We start from the raw sequence: 19,993 nt of genomic DNA on the forward strand, positions 1-19,993 counted from the left end.
CAGATTAATTTATTTACAGAATGGGTATGTGCTTCAAAATTTTCTTTTGTGATGCGTTTTAATAATTGATATGTTTTTGCATCCCAAATTTTGACCGTTTTATCGCGGCTAGCAGTTGCAAATAAATGCGCGTCAGGACTAAATACGATATCGTAAATAGCCCAATTATGAGCAGGAATTGACTTTACTAATTCATAATTTCCTACTTGCCAAATATTCAAATGAGCATCTCTACCGCCTGTTAATAGAAAGTTCCCATCAGGACTGTACCGCACAGCATTTGCGCCCACAACTTTTTCTCCAACTTGATGCGCCATAAAATCATTTTTATATTCCAAGGTGAAAAGGTCAAATATGAGAACATTAGAATCCCCTAAGGCAACGGCTATTTCAGAAGTTGTATAATTAAAATCAATACTGCGTACTTTCTGATGTGATAATTTTTTCATTTTAATCAATGATAAAGTATCGAACGAGCATACTGCAAAGTTACCATCGCCTCCAGCGGTATAAAAACAATTGGTCTTTGATGAATATTTTATGTCAAAAACAGGTCCCTGATGATGTTTCAGTATTTTGATTTCCTCTTTTTTTTCTAAATCAAGTAGGTGAATACTTCCAGTAGTTGTTCCTGCAAGCAATAATTTTTTTTCAGGAACATGACAAATGCTATAAATAGGGGCTGGCAAGGTTGCTGAAAACTTTTCGGCTTGCTGAGTTTCTAAATTCCATAAGGCGATAAATCGATCACTTCCTCCTGTAAAAACTGTCTGTTCAGACATCCCTTTATCCATAGCGTATATACAACCGCTGTGTCCGGTAAGTGTTGCGATGTGTTTTACATCCATACTCATTTCTTTTATTGTCTTCATTTATTTGACCGTTCCCCTAAAAAACTAATATTTAGAAGTGCGCTGTAATAACACCCTGCCAAAAAATTATTTTTGCTTTACAAAATTAATAACGCCACCTGTTAAGATATGTTCCACTTGTCTTTCACTTATATGGTAAGTAAGTGGAATTTTGATATTTTTTCCAACCACAATAGCTATTACTGAATCTCTGTTTTTGATGGCTGTCCTTAAACCTTCTATCCGTAAAACATCGTCCTGTTCTAGTTGATCCCAGTCACTTGTGTTTTTGAATTCGAAAGGAACTATACCAAAATTGATCAAGTTCTGCCAACCGATACGAGCATAAGATTTGGCAATAGCAAACTTTTGTCCTAGATACCGAGGAGATAGTGCAGCGTGTTCTCGACTTGAGCCTTGTGCGTAATTTTCGCCTGCTATAACACAAAATCCTGTGTGTGTTTTTTGATTTTGAACGGCGCGATCATAGAAACTTTGATCAATGGCATAATACGCATATTTACTTAGCTCCGGAATATTTGAACGTAAAGGCAGAACATCAGCACCCGCTTTCAGTATGCCATCTGTTGAAATGTCATCTCCCATTTTTAAAAGGATAGGGATTTCTAGCTCCTCCGGAAGTTGTTCAAAATCAGGAAGGGTTTTAATGTTGGGTCCCTTGACCAGTTCAGGAGATGCTTCAGTTGGAGCAATCAGTAGCTTTTTATTTATCTTGATTTGTGTTGGGGCTGCCCATTTTGGATACCTAAAATTCATTTCAGACTCGAGGTCTCGTGGATCTGTTATTTTCCCTGTAATTGCGGCTGCTATAGCCGTTTCTGGACTGCATAGGTAGACTTGGTCATCAAGTGTCCCCGAGCGTCCCGGAAAATTACGTGGCATCGTTCGGATACTAATCGTATTGGTTGCAGGAGCTTGTCCCATACCAATACATCCCATACAACCAGATTGATGAAGGCGACCGCCAGCAGCAATCAACGGTCCAAGAGCACCCATTTCTGTTAGGTTTTCTAATACTTGGCGAGAAGAAGGATTGATATCTAAAGAAACATCAGGAGAAATAACTTGACCTTTTACAATTTGAGAAGCGATCCAAAAATCACGTAATCCGGGATTTGCAGAAGAACCAATAACAACTTGGTTTATTTTTAATCCGCTAACTTCTCTTACTGGAACAACATTCCCGGGACTACCAGGAAGTGCAATTAATGGTTCTAGCATAGCTAGGTCTATTTCAATATTGAGATCGTATGTTGCCCCTTCATCGGCTTCTAAATTTATCCACTCGTCTTCCCTTCCTTCTTGTCTAAGAAATTCAAGGGTAATTTGATCTGAAGGAAATACCGAAGTTGTAGCCCCTGTTTCTGTTCCCATATTTGCAATCACATGACGATCCCATGCACTTAGAGATTTAAGACCAGGTCCGTAATATTCTAAGATATATCCACGCCCTCCAGTCACATCATACCTGCGAAGCATTTCTAAAATTACATCCTTGGCACTTACCCAATCAGGCAACTTCCCAACGAGTTTAATACCCATCACTTTTGGCATTTTAACAAAATACGGTTCACCTGCTGAAGCCATTGCTACATCCAATCCCCCTGTACCGATGGCCAGCATTCCAATACCACCTCCGGCAGGAGTGTGGCTGTCTGAACCCAATAGCGTTTTGCCCGGTCTCCCAAATCGCTCCATGTGCACTACATGGCTAATTCCGTTTCCTGATCTGCTGAACCAGTATCCAAATCGTGCTGCGGCTGACTGTAGAAATAGGTGGTCATCCATATTCTTATAATCCGTTTGGAGCAGATTGTGATCCACATACTGCACCGCAATCTCTGGTTTAATTTTATTTAAATTAAAGGCTTCCAGTTCTAGCATTACCAATGTACCTGTGGCATCTTGTAATAATACCTGATCAATTTTCAATCCGATTTCACTTCCGGGATTCATCTCACCAGAAATAAGATGAGAACTAATCAATTTTTGACTTACGTTTTGTAGTTTCATTGCTTATAAAATTTACGCTGACACTTTTTTATTTGTGTAATTCAGCAAATTATTCAATAGGAATCCGGAAAGTAATTCCTTTTAAAAGGCCGATCTTAAAATGACTTATTCGTATAAATGGCATCAATAAAAGAAGAAATGTTTTTATTCCTTTATTTCTGAACAACCCATTATTTTAACCAGTGTTATCCTTCCTTTTACTTATAGTAAATCACATACTATTGAAGTTACTTTAACCTTTGTATTTCCCGTATGCCCTGTTTTTCTATTCAACTAATATGGCTTTAGGAAATTTATCTTTCCCTATTTTGCAGCATCCATAATCCCCACATTTATAGTGGTATTGCAACCTAACTTAATTTTTAGACGCTTATCAACAGCTATTTTATTTATGTCCTTCTTTTTTATTTTTCTAGTATACGTATTAGTGATTTTATTTTAATGCAAGTTGTTTACGAAAGTTGCCTTGGTGGTCTTGGCTGTTTATATAGCGGAACCATAGAACATGCTTCGCCATACATAATGCTCTTTGCAACTGGACGTAAAAGCCGAGTGATTTCTACAAAAGCGGCTTTCGGAACTGGCAAATCACCACATCCTTTTATAACGATGCGAACATCTTTATAAGCATCGATATTTAGTTTGTTTAATATTTCATTATACAAAACTGTTTCAAGTGTTTCTAAATCACCAAACACCACTTTTTTTACGAAAGGCTCTAACTGTGATGCCAGTAGCATATACGCCCAAGTTGGAACAATAGCTTCTTCAGAACAGATAAGGGCAACGTATTTACCCTTGTATGTGCTCCAATCTTCATTTTTTATGAACTCACGGAAATCTTTTTCTTTCAATATTAAACCTTGAAACAAGTGCTTTGTTATATCAAACAATACACGGTCTCCATGAGGGTAAAACTCCTCAAGGTTGATGGTGATAATACCACTTTTTGCTACTCTATTAATTATTTCTTTTTCCATTTTAAAAAAATCCTAATTCAAGATTTGCCTCTTCGCTCATCCTTTCTTTTTCCCAAGGTGGCTCAAAAGTCATTGTTATTTTTGCAGATTTAACTCCTTCTATTTCACGCAGTTTTTGTTCTGTTTCTGGCGGCAATGTTTCAGCTACCGGACAGGAGGGTGATGTTAAAGTCATTATCATTGTAAGGTTATTATCTTTATCAATATTAAGCTCATAAATCAGTCCCAATTCCCAAATATCAACAGGTATTTCAGGATCATAACAGCTTTTAAGGGTATCAATAGCCTTTTGTGTCAGCTCGGGATTTTGTGTAATTATTATTGCTGCCATTTTTGTAGTTTTACGTTGACTTTTTTTGATTTTTTTTTTAAATAAACCTTCTATAATTTAAACTGTTGGTATCCGATTGCATCCAATTTCATTTGTTTTATCATACTTACTAAACCATTGCTGCGGTTAGGAGATAAGTGCTCCATCAATCCTATTTGATTAATAAAACCAAATGGTGCATTTATAATTTCATCTGTCGTGTGCCCAGATATAACTCTAATCAGTAAAGCAACAATTCCTTTGGTTATTATTGCATCAGTGTCTGCCGTGAAAATAATTTTATCCGCGTTTAGTTCTGAGTGTAACCATACGCTACTCTGACAGCCATTTATCAATCTGTCATCAGTTTTACACTGTGCGTCTATCAATGGCAAACTTTTGCCCAAATCGATCAGGTGCTCATACTTTCCGTCCCAGTCATCACCGAATAACTCAAATTCTTCTACTATTTCATTTGCTATCGCTGCTATACCCATCTTAACATTTTAATTGCTTTCTGTGTTCCAAGTACCGGCACATCGACTTCCTGTTTTCTACGGTAAGTCATCCATTACCTGATTAGGCTTTATTTTCTAACACCATAACGCAATACCCAAGAGACTTGCCATTTGTCTTTTTTGGAAAGGTCTCGAAAATCCACTCAGAATTTTGACTGTTGAAGATTTTATTTCTTTTGCTTGTTTACCTCCTTCTTATTCAAACGTTTTAGAAATTTTTTCTTCAACATATTCACGTAGCGCTTCGATTTTTATGGTATTTACCACTTCCGAAGCAAACGCGTGCATCAATAACTTTTTGGCGTTTGTTATACTTATCCCGCGTGCTCGTAAGTAAAATATTTTTGCTTCATCCAACTTACCTGTTGTTGATCCGTGCGAGCATTTTACATCATCAGCATAAATTTCTAATTGTGGTTTTGTATTGATTGTTCCTGCTTGACTCAATAAAATATTTTTGTTTGATTGAAACGCATTAGTCTTTTGCGCATCTTTTCTTACAAAAATTTTTCCGTTAAAAGTTGCTGTTGATTTCCCTTCAATAATACCTTTATAAAGCTCGTTACTATTACAATTTGGCTTGCGATGATCTACTACAGTATGGTTGTCTACAACTTGATTTCCATCCGTTAGGTACAAGCCATTTAAGTGCGATTCAATATGTTCATCATCCAACACTAAAGTTAGATTATTACGAACCAACGAACCACTCAACGTAAAGGTATGCGTAGAAAACACACTTTGTCTTTGTTGAATTACCTGTGTCGTATTCACTAAGTACCCCAGCTCCTTTTTATCTTGAATTTGATAATGATCGACAATAGCGTGCTTATCAACTACAATTTCTGTTAGTGCGTTACTAACTGTTTTTGCAGTGCTAGCTACTGTTTCAAACGATTCAATAATTTTTGCTTGCGCATTTTCATCTATTACTATTAAATTTCGCGGATGGATAATGGTGTTTTCCGAGCTTGTTGAAACATGAATAACGTGTATAGGTTTTTCAATTATTGCGTTTTTTGCAATATGGATGAATACTCCGTCTTTAGTCATAGCAGTATTTAACGCAATAAATGGATCTGCTTTTATATCTGCGTATTGTCCATAATGTTTTTCGAAAACAGGTGAATTGCTTTTCTCTGCATCTACTAGACTGCATATTGTTAAGCCTTCTGGAAGCTGCTGCAAATTTGAAAGTCCTTCAACAAAAACACCGTTTTCAATAACTACGACATAAGCCTCTTTTAAAAATTTCAGATGCTCAATTTGCTCATCACTACCGTTTTTATTTGTAGAGAAATTAAATTCCCCTTTCAGCATCAAGTCCACACGGGTATACTTATACTCTTCGTGCTTCCGTGTTGGAATGCCTTGTTTATGGAAGCTTTCCATAGCGTTATCACGAAGTTGTGTACTACCAAATAAAAATAATTTAGATTTCTCAAATTCAAAAATCAATTCATCCTTTGTCGTTCTAGTTTTAATAGCTGTTTCCATTTTGTTTATTAAATAAATTAGGCTTCTACTTCCTCTTTGATAAAATCATATCCCTTTTCTTCTAGCTCTACTGCCAATTCCTTTAATCCTGATTTTACAATTTTTCCATTGTGTAATATGTGAACAAAATCAGGTATTATATAATCCAATAACCGTTGATAATGTGTAATAATAACAGTTGCGTTTTCTTCTGATTTCAATTTATTTACTCCGTTAGCAACAATGCGTAACGCATCAATATCAAGCCCACTATCGGTTTCATCTAAAATGGAGAGTTTTGGCTCTAGCATTGCCATCTGAAATATCTCATTTCGCTTTTTTTCACCACCGCTAAAACCTTCATTTATAGAGCGATTTACAAGGGCTCTGTCTATCTCAACTAATTCTTGTTTTTCTTTCAACATCGTTAAAAAATCTTTTGCTTTTATAGGGTCTAAACCCTTGTAAGCGCGAATTTCTCCTATAGCTGTTTTTAAAAAATTTATATTACTTACTCCTGGAATTTCAACAGGATATTGAAACGCAAGAAACACTCCTTCTCTAGCTCTGTCCTCTGCTTCAAACTCTAACAAATTTTTACCGTTATAGATAATTTCACCTTCAGTAACCTCATATTCCGAGCGACCAGCAAGAACAGCTGCCAATGTGCTTTTTCCAGAACCATTGGGTCCCATAATAGCGTGTACTTCTCCCTCTTTTATTTCTAAATTAATTCCTTTCAGAATTTCTTTTCCGTCAATTGACGCATGTAAATTTTTTATTGATAACATTTTTTGAATTTTGATTGTTTGCTTTTATCCTACCGAACCTTCTAAGGAAACTTCCAACAGTTTTTGTGCTTCCACAGCAAATTCCATTGGCAACTGACTTAGTACGTCTTTACAATAACCGTTTACGATTAAACCAATAGCTTTTTCATTATCGATACCTCGTTGTTTGCAATAAAACAGTTGGTCTTCACCAATTTTTGAAGTTGTTGCTTCGTGTTCTACTACGGCAGTGTTGTTTTTTATTTCGATGTATGGAAATGTATGTGCACCACATTGATCCCCCATTAATAGACTATCACATTGCGAAAAATTACGAGCATTTTCAGCACCTTTTGCAATACGCACCAACCCTCTATAACTATTGTTGCTGAAACCAGCAGAAATTCCTTTTGAAATAATGGTGCTTTTAGTGTTGTCTCCTATATGGATCATTTTAGTTCCTGTATCGGCCTGCTGATAGTTATTTGTAACTGCAACAGAATAGAACTCGCCTATCGAATTGTCACCTTTTAAAATGACAGATGGATATTTCCAAGTAATTGCAGAACCTGTTTCAACTTGTGTCCAAGATATTTTAGCATTTTCTTCCAAACAAATACCACGTTTAGTAACAAAATTAAAAACTCCTCCCTTACCTTCTTTATCGCCGGGATACCAATTTTGAACAGTGCTGTATTTTATTTGCGCATTTTTATGAGCTACAAGTTCAACAACGGCTGCATGCAATTGATTTTCGTCTCGCATCGGTGCTGTGCAGCCTTCCAGGTAACTCACCTGTGCATCTTCTTCTGCAATAATCAAGGTGCGTTCAAATTGACCAGTACCTGCCGCTTCTATTCTGAAATATGTGGAGAGTTCCATTGGACAGCGAACGCCTTTTGGTATATAACAAAACGAACCATCTGTAAAAACGGCCGAATTCAGCGCCGCAAAAAAGTTATCGCTAGAAGGAATAACCGAACTCATGTATTTTTTTACTAATTCTGGATGTTCTTGAATGGCTTCCCCAAACGAACAAAAAATAATTCCCTTTTCCGCTAAGGTTTCTTTAAATGTCGTCTTTACGGAAACGCTGTCCACAATAACATCAATGGCAACTCTACTTTCTACACCTGAAAGGCGTTCTTGTTCTAAGATGGAGATCCCAAGTTTTTGAAATGTTTTTAACAATTCAGGATCAACTTCATCCAGACTCTTTAAAACTTTTTTGGGCTTTGGAGCTGAATAATAAATGATATCCTGAAAGTCTGGTTTCTCGTAAGAAACATGTGCCCAGTCAGGCTCCTCCATGGTTAACCAATGACGAAATGCCTCCAATCTATACACTAACATCCATTCTGGCTCATTTTTTTTGGCAGAAATAAAACGAATAATATCTTCATTCAATCCTTTCGGCGCATTGTCAGCGTCAATATCAGTAGCAAAACCGTATTTGTATTCTGTGCTGATTTTTTCTTCTATAACCTCGTTCATATTATTTAAGTTTTACTTGATGGTATTCTTTAATGAATTCAAACTCTAATAACTATCTGGATTCATTTATTATACCTGTTATTTATTCTGTACAAGTCCAAAGCATTCCGATAAACCAAAGGTATAGGTGTACTGCTCTTTTCATCTGGTACTCTAATTACACAAAATGTAATGTGTCTTTTTTGACCAATAATTCTTCTTCACTTTCGCGCCAGTTATCATCATCCACACAACAGTCTACTGGGCAAACAGCGGCACATTGAGGCTCATCATGAAAACCGACACACTCGGTACATTTATCAGGTGCTATATAATAAACATCTTCTGATATAGGTTCTTGCGGTTCATTTGCATCGCTAGTTAAACCACTTTTTGAACTAAAAGTTCCTTTTATAGATGTGCCATCAGAAAAGCGCCATTCATCACCGCCTTCATAGATAGCATTATTAGGACATTCTGGCTCACAAGCACCACAATTAATGCATTCATCTGTAATTATAATTGCCATTATTATATTTTCTAGTGTTATAAGAGCCCCTAGGTTATTAAATTTTATTAAAAACACCTAACCGCTTTTATCCTTACAACTTTAAACTCTTTTTACACGCCAAACGATTCTCCACAACCACAAGTTCTACTTGCGTTCGGGTTGACAAATACAAAGCCTTTTCCGTTTAATCCTCCCACGTAATCGAGCTCTGTGCCTATTAAGTACAAAAAGCTTTTTTTGTCAACGGCTATTTTTATTCCATTGTCTTCAAAAATCTTATCGGTATCTGTAATGACCGTATCAAACACGAGTTTATAGGTGAGACCCGAACATCCTCCACCATCAACTCCGACGCGAATAAATGTCCCTTCAGGGCTATTTTCGTTTGTTAATAAACTTAAAGCATGCTGCTTTGCGTTTTCTGAAACTGTTATCATTTTGTTTAGGTATTAGATTATTGATAATCTATTTATAATTTTTTTAATCGGTCTTTTCTTCAAGGAATCCCTGAAAAGCAGACATAGCCTCCTTTTCGCTATTGGATAAATCTGCTAGTGTCACGTTATCCAACAACTTGTCTATAGAAGATTGTACCATTGACCAAAGGGAACGAATAGAACAATCAATAGAATTAGTGCATAGTTTTAATACTCCCACATGGTTGGCACAAAAATCTTCATCAAACAAACGTCCTCCTAAAGCTTTCAAAGCATCATTCACCGTAATATCTGAGGCAGGCCTGGCAAGCACATATCCTCCAACATGTCCTTTAGTACTATTTATCAATCCACCGATACGAAGAATTCGAGTTAATTTTGAAACATTGGGACGTGACAACCCTTCCATTTCACAAAGCTGAGGAATGCTCAGTCCCGTTTGAACCTTACACTTTGCAATACGTACCAATATTCTTAAGCCGTACTCGTCTTGTGCTGTTATTTTCATTCTTTAATAATTTTAATAATTGGTTTTATGCTGATTCCCTAAGCTTGCCTTACAAATATAGACATTATTTTTAATATGTACTAAAAGGTATATATTAATATGACCTTTTTAGTATACATAAGATCGTTGAAATAATCGCACCGCCATAAGTATAGGTAGAATGGCTTTAAATAATTTATTCCCCAATAAATTTCAAAATATAATGTGGGCATAAAAGAAACTCTAACAAGAAGACCTTTAAAGGAACCAATTAATAATCTTAAAGATGACGTATAAATTACACCAGCTGCAAACAGCGACAAACCATTTAAAAGATGTACTTTTTTCTTCGCCTCCTAATTTTGCCGTTAAATGAACGAGATTTATACCTAAGAATTTGATTGGACTAGCTTTTTATACGCCGATAAAAACCGCGACTACGTAACATCTCATCTAGTGTTATCCAATAAACTTTTAAAAGCACAGCCTAATATATTTTAAACAGGTCACCACTCTTTATTTGCTATTAATTTGTATAAAGGAATTCACCTTTTAATATATTCAGAACAGACGTGTTTTTTAATCATGTAAACAGTAATGGGTTTCACAAGCTTTTCTGTTTGTGGATGTTTACCTGTGCTGGTGAAGTACTCCAAAGTACCGCTCGTATTCTTTCCATACCAAATTTTTTCTCCACCTTGATAATCAAAGAAAATAGAATTACAACCTACTTCTACTTGCTTAAAATTTGCACTTCTTTCTTCCTTCCATAATTCTAACGTTCCTTCCTTAAAACTAGCTGGGTCAAATGCCACTTCTTCAAAACCATAGGCTTTCCATTCCATCCATCTTTGATCTGGAGTATTGGAGAAATAGGTGACCCATACTACAAGCACAGCTGCCAGTACGATACTTAGTAAAGACTTGTTTTTCTTAACCGACTCCATCCAATTTAAATAGAAAGAACGAGAAGGACTAAACTCCTTATCCACCTCTTTATCCACAGAGGCAATTATCTTTTTATGCTGATTACAAAAATCTATATAATCTTCATATCCTAAAAAAACGGACAATAATTCTACGACTCTTGCTTGCTTGATTTCAAAACGCCCCGTTTTATGCTTCACTGCATTGAAGTGGTTGCTTAGACTTTTTGCGCTATAAGGAAAATCATTATTCAACAAATAATCAGATAGGAATTGAGCGCATTTTGATTTCGTAGGTGCGATCCCATTTATAAGTTCTAATTCTATTCTTGCCTTATCAAAAGCTTTGTGAATCAATAGGTCATGCATGTTTCTTCCTTTTTTAATTCGTTGTTTATCAGACGGAAAAGATAACGAAAAACCTTTCCTTTTAGTTTCCTTTTAGTTTCTCACTTTCTTTTTTTAATCGGCATTTATTTGTGTCAGAATTAATCATGCTGCTCTTCTTTCTTAAAAAATCAGGGCACAAGATAATTCAACAAGGAGCTGTAGCTGAGTAAAAAAGTGCTGGTTGAGAAGTCGCAACAGCTTATTCTTCTGCACTCCTGACTTCTCAAAAACATAGAGAGACGTCTCTATAAAATACCGCAAAAAATTTTGCAAAAAAAAATCTGATAACACTCGGACAGCCTCTGGTATGTCCTAAAAACCTTTTCAACTATGAAAAAATTAAGTCTCATGATCTTTACAGGAATACTTATCTCTACATTATTTTCTTGTACACCAGAGCAAATTGTGGATAATAGTACCACACCGCAATCCTGTTGTAATGAACAAGAAACCATCCCACCACCGCCACCTCCACCACCGCCAGAAGATGGGATTGGAGGATAGATGATTTACTAAATTTAGGTGTTACCTTAGAGGAATGAAAACTACTATAACTTCATTCCTCTTTTTTTGCTTTTTTATTCTCGTAATGGATGCATCTTATAGCCAGCAAACCGATAGCTTAATTTACTATTCCAAAATCGTTTCTAATCCTGTACAAAAAAATGATCTCGCAAGAGCGTATCGGTTTTTTACACATAAAAAAAACAAAAGCTCAAGAGATCATATACCAACAGAAGAAGTTTATGCAAATCAGCACTTAGCCGACATACAATACAATCTTGGATATTACAGAGAGTCCGAAAGGTTAAACTTAGAATCATTAAAGCTATTAGATCAAATTCCACCAGGAGCTGATGAACTGTGGATCAACAATACAAAAATTAAAATCTTAAATGATTTAGGGAAAAACCACGCTAATAAAAAAGACTTTAAAGAAGCCCTAAAGATTTATGACAAGGCTCTAAAAACGGCCACCCGACAAAGCGATATTCAAGCGATATTAAACAATAAAGCATACATTTTTGAAAAGCAAAATTTATGGCAAAAAGCTCTTGATATATACAGAACGCTATACCACAATTCTATAAAACAGAATGATTCTTCCAAGACTGCTCGTTACTTAGACAATTTGAGCTTTCTCAAATCACAAATGAGTCTTCCTGATGCAGAAGAAGGCCTTTTACAAGCACTTCAAATACATGTAAAAAGGAACCATAAAATGGGCATGGCTACTAGTTATATGCATCTGCTAAAGCATTACCAGAAAAATGCTGACACTTTAAAAATGACACTCTACTCTGATACGTTAATCGAAATATCAAAAAAAACAGCAAACATAGAAATCAAAGAAATAGCACTAAAATTAAAACTAGAAGTAAGCAATTCTCCTTTTATCAAGAAATATTTGAACTTTACCGATAGCATAAACTTAGCCAAAGATATTCGAAGAAATCAATTCAATTACTATGTCTATCAATACGAAGCAAAAGAAAAGGACCTCAACAAAAGCAAGTTGCAAAATGAACGATTACTTTACCTAATAATAGCTATTGGTCTTATTTTCGTCGCTCTCTATTTTATTCTCAAATACAAACACAAAAAAGAAAAAATACAACAAGTGTACCATACAGAAGTTCGCATTTCAAGAAAAATTCACGATGAAGTGGCAAACGATGTATACCATGTAATGACCAAGCTTCAAGACCAATCAGAAGAAAACAAAACGCTTTTAGACGATTTAGAAAATATCTACAACCGTACGAGAGATATCTCTAAAGAAAATAGCAGTATAGATGTAAGCACCAACTATCAAGACCTTTTAATAGATCTGTTCCTAAGCTATAACAGTAAAGATGTGAACGTCATGACTAAAGACCTGCATCGAATCGACTGGAATCAATTAAATGACATCAAAAAGTCCACTATGTATCGCATTTTTCAAGAGCTACTGACTAACATGAAAAAACACAGCAAGGCAACTGCTGTCGTATTTAATTTCGGCCAGGAACATAAAAAAATTATAATAAATTATAAGGATAACGGAATAGGAAGTGACCTAAAAAAAGGAAATGGTCTCCAGAATACGGTAAACCGTATGGAATCTATAAATGGAACTATTACTTTTGAATCAGAAGTTCAAAAAGGTTTTAAAGTACTAATTACTATTTAAAAAATGTTTCAAAAAGTATTGATATCAGACGACTTTGGTAGCATCAACCAAGGGGTCGTAAAAGTTCTAGAACAGGCAGGTGTCGCTAGCATAAAGCAAGTGCAATATTGCGATGATGCTTACCTACAAATAAAGAGTGCCCTAAAGGATCAGGAACCCTATGATTTATTTATTACAGATCTCAATTTTAAAAGGGATCATCGAGATCAAAAATACGCCTCAGGAGAAGCTGTAATAAAGCAATTAAAAATGGAATATCCAGAGCTTATGATCATAGCCTATTCAGTTGAGGATCGATTACAGAAAGTCAGGTATCTCATAAGTGATTTAAAAGTAAATGCATACGCATGCAAAGGTAGAAACGGATTGGTAGATCTATCTAAAGCAATTGATGCTGTCCACCGCAAGCAATTATACATATCTACTCAGGTAGAACAAGCCTTATATCCTAGGAACAATATGGAGATAGATGACTATGACATGGAACTGCTCAAACAACTAGCCCTAGGTAAATCTAAAGAGTCTATTAGTGAACAATTTAAAAAAGATGCTATTTCTCCCTGCAGCTTGAGTTCAATAGAAAAAAAGCAGCGCAATCTATTTATTAAATTCAGAGCAACTAACGCGGCACACCTTATAGGCATTGTAAAAGATTTAGGGCTTATTTAAAGTCCTCATATAGAAAGAAACATTAAAATCGGACAGCCTTATAGAGGTACCCGTCCATCAAAAGGCGGCTGTTTGGAGCAAATCAACCACCTACTTTTAACGAGTGTGTTTTAGGGGTATAGTTCCGCTTTCGCGAAAGCGCAACCAAATAATTAGTGCCCCACTCTTGTATGCGTACCCTAAGAAAAATCTTGTCGCAAAAGTAAGCAGGTAGTGAGATTTGACGTTTTTAAGGCAGCAAATGAGAAAAAAGCACTTCACAAGCGAAACTGTATGCTTTGAATAAAGCTTTTGAAATAAAAAACTCGCCAACTGTCTTTTTTGCTAACCGATTGTTTAGTTTTGTGAACTACGGAAATACATGGCTAGAAAAAAACAATATATAGAAAAAGAGGTGATTGAAAAAGCCATGCAATTGTTTTGGATTAATGGCTATGAAAATACCTCCGTACAGATGCTGGAAAACGGAATGGGCATTAATAAATTCTCCATATATGCTAGCTTTGGCAGCAAACATGGAGTCTTTTTAGAAAGTTTAAAATCCTATCAAGAAATCATAAAAGAAGTCTTCGAAAATTTGAAAAACGCAAAAAACGGAGTGGCAGACATAAAAAAGTTTTTCTGCGATTCTGTTCAAATCTGCACGCTAGAAGGAAATCAAAAAGGCTGTTTGATCACCAATACTTATTATGAGCTTTTTGATAAAAATGATGATCTGGTGCCCCAACAAATGCGCAAATTTATGGGCGATTTGAAACTGCTGTTTATAGAAAAGTTGAAAATGGATGCGACTAAAAGTGAAGAAACGGTGTTGAGACAAGCTAATTTTTTACTCTTGGCAAAACATGGTCTGGCTGCAGCCACCAGAGTGAATAACAAAGAAGAAATTAATGACTACATAGAGATGACCTTTACGAACCTATAACCTTTTTTTAATCAAAACTAAACGATCGTTTAGTATTTATAAATTTAAAAATACACCCTTATGAGTACCCTAAAAATTCACAACATAGAAACGGCTCCAGAAAGCAGTAAACCATTATTAGAAAAATCCTTAAAAGCCTATGGCATGATTCCAAATTTACATGCTGTACTGGCTCAAGCTCCAGCGGCATTAGATGCCTATCAAAAATTACACGAGTTATTTGAAAATTCTTCTTTCGATGCAGAAGAGCTAACGGTTATTTGGCAAAGCATTAATGTAGAACACAACTGTCATTATTGTGTTCCTGCACATACAGGAATAGCCCATATGATGAACGTGGATGCTTCATTAACAGAGGCATTGCGAAATAATAAGGCCATGCCTACTAGAAAATTGCAAATTTTACAAGACACCACCCTAAGTATCGTTAGGAATCGCGGGCGTATTTCTGACTCAGAATTAGAAGCGTTTTATACGATAGGCTATCAGCAACAACAAGTGTTAGAGATCGTTCTAGGAGTAGCACAAAAAACCATTAGTAATTATACCAATCATATAGCTCATACACCAGTCGATGAAGCCTTTCAAAAATTTGCTTGGCAGCCGGAGAGCATTTAACTCTAGAAAATAAAAATAGGCTCCAAGGTTTAGTTGGGGCTTGTTTTTATTTTAAAATAGGCACCAACAGCTCCATCTACATTCTTAAAACGCGGTTACTGCAACAGCAACGTGACCGCAGAAAACAGCCAGCTGCTCGCAACACCCTTAAAAGAATCCTTTAGGCTTTGAGCCTCTTTGCAACTCCTCAATATTTATTTCTAAAATGGACGTTTCTGCCTTCTTAAAAAACTCATAAAAAACTAAAAACCATACAACCCGTAATGAATCAGAAATTCAAGCCGTCCTAAACCTGCCAGATCATACTTTGTCGCCTATTTTTGCAAGACGACTGCCAGGGAACGTATTCCTATTAAAGCACCGCATGCTTTTTTTTTAAACGGTGCTGTAGGCCTAGGCTTTGCTTGCGCGAAAAGAAATGATGTGCCAGCCTCTAAACGCCATTTATAGCCGCGTTTATGGCATACATAAAAGCGCATTAAGAAGGATCGCAGAAGACAGCTGTAGCTTAAGAGCAATCGAAAACATAGACCAACATAGCATCATGTACGAAAATATTTTAATCAAAAACGCGACTGTTGTAAATGAAGGGAAATCCTTTATTGGCGACGTGCTTTTAGCCGATGGCCGTATAGAACAAATAGGAACGATTGATCCAGAGCCACATCACCAAGTGATAGACGCAACAGGAAAACACTTATTCCCGGGTATTATTGATGGACAGGTACATTTTAGAGACCCAGGACTCACCCATAAAGGAGATTTATATACAGAAAGTAAAGCCGCTATAGCAGGTGGCGTTACTTCTTTTATCGATATGCCCAATACGGTTCCAAACATCTTAACCATCGAGAGCCTCAGAGATAAATATGAAATTGCTTCAAAAAAATCATTAGCTAACTATTCGTTCTTCCTCGGTGTGAATGCAGATAATATTGATGAAGTAATAAAGATGGACACCAGCCAGTTTATTGGTGTTTCTGATGACGGCTTGTATTTTACAAAAAAAGGAAACCTCCTGGCTGATCAACCAGAAACCATGGAAAAGCTATTTGCAAACTGCAGCTCCATTATTGCTATTCATTCAGAAAAAGAAGAAATAGTAGAAGAAAATGAACGCCTTTATAAAGAAAAATATGGCGCAGACATCCCCGCAAAGTTTCATCCGCTTATTAGAAACACAAAAGGCTGCTATGAAGCTACAAAGCGAGCGATTGAGTTGGCAAAAAAACACCAGGCAAGATTACATATCCTGCACCTGACGACAGAGGCCGAAACACATCTGTTTCAAAATGACCTTCCGCTTCAAGATAAAAAAATAACGACAGAAGTTTCTGTACACCACCTTTGGTTCTCTGATAAAGACTACGATAGACTGGGAATGCTTATCAAATGGAATCCGGCCATTAAAACAGAAGAAGATAGAGCAGGACTATTTAAAGCACTGCTTGACGATAGAATAGACATCATCACAACAGACCACGCACCTCATACCCTAGAAGAAAAAGAACAAGCCTACTTTCAATCCATGTCAGGAGCACCCATGGTGCAACATAGCTTAAATTGTATGTTAGAATTTTATAAACGAGACCTGATTTCATTAGAGAAAATAGTGGAGAAAATGTGTCATAACCCTTCTATTCTTTATAAAATGACCCACAGAGGTTTTATTAGAAAGGGCTATTATGCCGATTTAACCTTGGTGGATCTAAATAAAAACTGGACGGTGGCTAAGGACAACCTGCTGTACAAATGCGGTTGGTCGCCATTAGAAGGAACACTGTTTCAAACAGAAATCCAACAAACCTTTGTAAACGGCCATCTGGTCTACGATAAAGGCCACTTTTCTGAAGAACAAAAAGGAAAAGAAATCGAATTCGGCACATAAACCCTGAACGATCGTGTCGGTAACCGATCACAAAGTACATAAACTAACCCTAGCACAACTTGAATTATGCGTTACTAAGAAACGGTCTTGCATAGCATTATAAAAAAATATTCAGAAGACAGCCTATGGCGACAATTAAATGACACCGCCTGCATTTGCAACAACCATAAGTTCTCAAGAGCTGTGCAAACAGATGCAAAATAAAAATGCCGTTTAGAAAACTATCGTTCCTTATAAGATAGCAAAACTAAAATCAGATAAAAAAAAGCAATCTCCCTGGGATCAACTCCTTGTACCGATGGTAAACCTAAAAAGCCTTCTGCCACTTTAAGTAATAATTCTAAACCCGCTACTGATCCCAGTGCTACAGACACTAGTAATGCGCAATGTCCAAGTGTTACCGAATCTGGCCCGAGCTATAAAAGAAGAACCAAAGGCGCTACCGGCAGTAGTTAACAGCTTTACAATCAGTTAACAACATTTTAGGAATCCGTTTTGTATATTTACAGTATGTTATTTAGCTGTTTAAAAAATATACTTGTCACATTTCTAGCGGTAGTCGTTTTATGCTCTACCCTATCCTTTAGTGTGCACAAACATTTTTGCGGGCCATTTTTGAAAGACATTTCTGTGATCGTTCCCTCTCATGGCTGCGGTATGGAAAAAAGTAATCTAGAAGATTTTTGTTCCGTCACACCAGAAAAAAGCTGTTGCAGCGATGTTGTAGAATTGATTAAAGGTCAGGAACATTTAAAGTTATCTTGGAACAACTTTGATCTGGAACACCAACAATTTATAACAGTAATTGCGCCTTCCTATTTCTTTTCAATTGCTGAAGCTGGTCTAGAAGAGCCCCAGCTTATTCCCTACTCACCACCTCTGGTCCTCCACGACATACCGGTATGGCACCAGTCTTTTCTTATCTGATTAAAGTAATTTTAAGTTGCCTTAACCTTTAGGCTTTTAAATTTGCGCAAATGTTGCGCGACTTCTCACTATGTGCTCATGATTTGCGCACTTACAATTACTTTACCATATGAAATATATTATTATGATAGCTGTAGTTCTTCTCGCTTTCGCGAAAGCGGACGCACAAGGACCACCCATCACAGCAGATAAACCTATCATGCTAGGAGGCAATAGCTTCACCATGAAAACCCTTACCGAAATAAGAAACACAGAGCGAGGATCCGCAGTTTACGTACCCGTCATGTTGCACTACTTACCTACCTCTAACTCGCTTATTGCCTTACATATTCCATATGTAAATTACAACCTTAGCGACGCAATTGGTAGCGGTCTCGCAGACATGAAGATTATGGGGAAATACCAATTCTACCGCAAGGATGGAACCGGTAAAACCTTCCGTATGGTGGCCAAAACCTTACAAACCTTACCTACTGGAAAGGAAATAGACGTGATGGATATTTCTACTGGAAAATATGCCGGTTACTACGGTGTAGTTGCCGGACTGGAAACACTCAAGTATGGAATTTCTTCAGAGATAGGATACAATTCAATGCCTAATGGCACACTGGATGAATTTAGAGCCAAATTAGGTTTTGGATTGCCCTTGTTAAAGCCGCAATATCCCAATAAACAAGTGAATCTTTATTTTGAATACAGCAGTGTATGGTTGCACGAGCGCGACTGGTACCAGTTGCTTTATTCCCAAGGTATCCAATACGCCGGTAAAAATATCACGTATGACCTGGCTGTACAATTACCACTTATTCAAGAGATAGATGCAAATCGAGCACTAAATTACTCGGTATTTTTTGGAACACGGTATACCTTTTAACAAGCCTTGAATTAAATAATAAAGCGAAGCCTTCCTGCGACGGCTTGACACATAAATTAATATTAAAAATAACCTTTAACAACCTCACCCTTTAGGATTGAGGAAAAGTTTTAAAACAAAACAACATGAAACAAATAACAATAATTTTAAGCATCGCCATTGGATTATTTGCTTTCGCGAAAGCGGATGCACAAACCAGTAAAGACAGAGATCAATTTGAAGTACAAGTAGACGGACTAGGATGTCCTTTCTGTGCTTATGGACTAGAAAAAAAGTTCAAAGAATTCAAAGGAATTAAAGATATTGCTATAGACATAGAAACAGGGGATTTCTCTTTCAGCTATCCATCTGTGAAAGTATTAACTATGGGAGCTCTTCTTGCACAAGTAGAAAAATCTGGATACACACCTAATCTTGCAAAAATTACCCGTGCAGATGGTACTATTCAAACGAATAAGCAAAACGAAGAAGTCGCAAAAGCTGATCTTACTATGACAAAAATACATGTAGATGGTATGTGCGGCATGTGTAAAGCACGTATTGAAAAAGCAACAGTTACGGTAGGTGGCGTAGCGAATGCCGTATGGGATGTGGATACTAAATTACTAACTGTAAATTTTGATTCAAAACTAACCAGTGAAACGTTTATTGAAAAAGCAGCGGCAGCGGTAGGTCATGATACAAAAGGTACTCGTGCGACAGATAAGAGTTATGACAACTTGCACGCTTGTTGTAAATATGAAAGAACCAACTAAA

Annotated in this window: 21 protein-coding genes; 9 read left to right on the plus strand and 12 right to left on the minus strand. The window is 36.6% G+C overall.

The genetic code is table 11. The features are described from left to right. From ACJAT0_RS05090 to ACJAT0_RS05145, 12 genes are all read right to left on the minus strand, one after another. Positions 1-872, minus strand: an 872-nt coding sequence (locus ACJAT0_RS05090) for a WD40 repeat domain-containing protein (RefSeq protein WP_415180777.1), incomplete at its 3' end; no start/stop codon positions are given. A gap of 66 nt (positions 873-938) precedes the next feature. Next, the gene (locus ACJAT0_RS05095) at positions 939-2,885 is read right to left on the minus strand and encodes an aconitate hydratase (protein ID WP_415180778.1); all 1,947 of its coding nucleotides are present in this window, start codon (positions 2,883-2,885) and stop codon (positions 939-941) included. A 452-nt stretch (positions 2,886-3,337) separates the two neighbouring features. Continuing rightward, positions 3,338-3,865: a DUF2480 family protein gene (locus tag ACJAT0_RS05100; protein WP_415180779.1), complete on the minus strand. Its 528-nt coding sequence runs from the start codon at positions 3,863-3,865 to the stop codon at positions 3,338-3,340. A 1-nt stretch (position 3,866) separates the two neighbouring features. Further along, positions 3,867-4,196: an iron-sulfur cluster assembly protein gene (locus ACJAT0_RS05105; protein WP_374003922.1), complete on the minus strand. Its 330-nt coding sequence runs from the start codon at positions 4,194-4,196 to the stop codon at positions 3,867-3,869. Between the two features lie 50 nt (positions 4,197-4,246). Beyond that, complete coding sequence (locus tag ACJAT0_RS05110; protein ID WP_415180780.1) at positions 4,247-4,672, minus strand: SufE family protein; 426 nt, start codon at positions 4,670-4,672, stop codon at positions 4,247-4,249. Positions 4,673-4,888: 216 nt separating this feature from the next. Then, positions 4,889-6,190: a Fe-S cluster assembly protein SufD gene (sufD, locus tag ACJAT0_RS05115; RefSeq protein WP_374003920.1), complete on the minus strand. Its 1,302-nt coding sequence runs from the start codon at positions 6,188-6,190 to the stop codon at positions 4,889-4,891. A 17-nt stretch (positions 6,191-6,207) separates the two neighbouring features. Further along, positions 6,208-6,960 carry a Fe-S cluster assembly ATPase SufC gene (gene sufC / locus ACJAT0_RS05120; RefSeq protein WP_374003919.1) on the minus strand — a complete coding sequence of 251 codons (753 nt, stop codon included), beginning with the start codon at positions 6,958-6,960 and terminating at the stop codon, positions 6,208-6,210. A gap of 24 nt (positions 6,961-6,984) precedes the next feature. Beyond that, positions 6,985-8,433 (minus strand): Fe-S cluster assembly protein SufB, encoded by a 1,449-nt coding sequence (gene sufB / locus ACJAT0_RS05125; RefSeq protein WP_374003918.1) that lies wholly within the window; start codon positions 8,431-8,433, stop codon positions 6,985-6,987. A gap of 157 nt (positions 8,434-8,590) precedes the next feature. Further along, a complete protein-coding gene (locus ACJAT0_RS05130) occupies positions 8,591-8,941 on the minus strand; it encodes a 4Fe-4S dicluster domain-containing protein (RefSeq protein ID WP_374003917.1) in 351 nt (116 codons plus the stop codon). 92 nt (positions 8,942-9,033) lie between these two features. Next, positions 9,034-9,360, minus strand: coding sequence for a HesB/IscA family protein (locus ACJAT0_RS05135; protein ID WP_374003916.1), 327 nt, complete (start codon positions 9,358-9,360; stop codon positions 9,034-9,036). A gap of 43 nt (positions 9,361-9,403) precedes the next feature. Then, entirely contained in the window at positions 9,404-9,868 is a 465-nt protein-coding gene (locus ACJAT0_RS05140) for an RrF2 family transcriptional regulator (RefSeq protein WP_374003915.1), read from the minus strand. 524 nt (positions 9,869-10,392) lie between these two features. Further along, positions 10,393-11,142: a hypothetical protein gene (locus ACJAT0_RS05145; RefSeq protein WP_415180781.1), complete on the minus strand. Its 750-nt coding sequence runs from the start codon at positions 11,140-11,142 to the stop codon at positions 10,393-10,395. A gap of 351 nt (positions 11,143-11,493) precedes the next feature. Here ACJAT0_RS05145 and ACJAT0_RS05150 point away from each other — a divergent pair, with 351 nt between their 5' ends. The 9 genes from ACJAT0_RS05150 (at position 11,494) to ACJAT0_RS05190 (ending at position 19,992) form a co-directional block, all read left to right on the plus strand. Next, positions 11,494-11,667 carry a hypothetical protein gene (locus tag ACJAT0_RS05150; protein ID WP_415180782.1) on the plus strand — a complete coding sequence of 58 codons (174 nt, stop codon included), beginning with the start codon at positions 11,494-11,496 and terminating at the stop codon, positions 11,665-11,667. A 34-nt stretch (positions 11,668-11,701) separates the two neighbouring features. Next, on the plus strand, positions 11,702-13,336 hold the full coding sequence (locus ACJAT0_RS05155; RefSeq protein WP_415180783.1) for a hypothetical protein: 1,635 nt from the start codon (positions 11,702-11,704) through the stop codon (positions 13,334-13,336). 3 nt (positions 13,337-13,339) lie between these two features. Then, positions 13,340-14,005 carry a DUF5932 domain-containing protein gene (locus tag ACJAT0_RS05160; RefSeq protein ID WP_415180784.1) on the plus strand — a complete coding sequence of 222 codons (666 nt, stop codon included), beginning with the start codon at positions 13,340-13,342 and terminating at the stop codon, positions 14,003-14,005. Positions 14,006-14,366: 361 nt separating this feature from the next. Further along, a complete protein-coding gene (locus ACJAT0_RS05165) occupies positions 14,367-14,930 on the plus strand; it encodes a TetR/AcrR family transcriptional regulator (RefSeq protein ID WP_415180785.1) in 564 nt (187 codons plus the stop codon). A 60-nt stretch (positions 14,931-14,990) separates the two neighbouring features. Next, positions 14,991-15,548, plus strand: a complete 558-nt coding sequence (locus ACJAT0_RS05170; RefSeq protein ID WP_415180786.1) for a carboxymuconolactone decarboxylase family protein — start codon at positions 14,991-14,993, stop codon at positions 15,546-15,548. Positions 15,549-16,092: 544 nt separating this feature from the next. Beyond that, positions 16,093-17,436 (plus strand): dihydroorotase, encoded by a 1,344-nt coding sequence (locus tag ACJAT0_RS05175; RefSeq protein WP_415180806.1) that lies wholly within the window; start codon positions 16,093-16,095, stop codon positions 17,434-17,436. 510 nt (positions 17,437-17,946) lie between these two features. Continuing rightward, entirely contained in the window at positions 17,947-18,363 is a 417-nt protein-coding gene (locus ACJAT0_RS05180) for an HYC_CC_PP family protein (protein WP_415180787.1), read from the plus strand. A gap of 109 nt (positions 18,364-18,472) precedes the next feature. Continuing rightward, a complete protein-coding gene (locus ACJAT0_RS05185; protein WP_415180788.1) occupies positions 18,473-19,237 on the plus strand; it encodes a hypothetical protein in 765 nt (254 codons plus the stop codon). A 125-nt stretch (positions 19,238-19,362) separates the two neighbouring features. Next, a complete protein-coding gene (locus ACJAT0_RS05190; protein WP_415180789.1) occupies positions 19,363-19,992 on the plus strand; it encodes a heavy-metal-associated domain-containing protein in 630 nt (209 codons plus the stop codon). Position 19,993: the final 1 nt, after the last annotated feature.

Origin of the sequence: Nonlabens sp., from assembly GCF_047636915.1 — a bacterium.
In the GTDB taxonomy this organism is placed as follows: domain Bacteria; phylum Bacteroidota; class Bacteroidia; order Flavobacteriales; family Flavobacteriaceae; genus Nonlabens.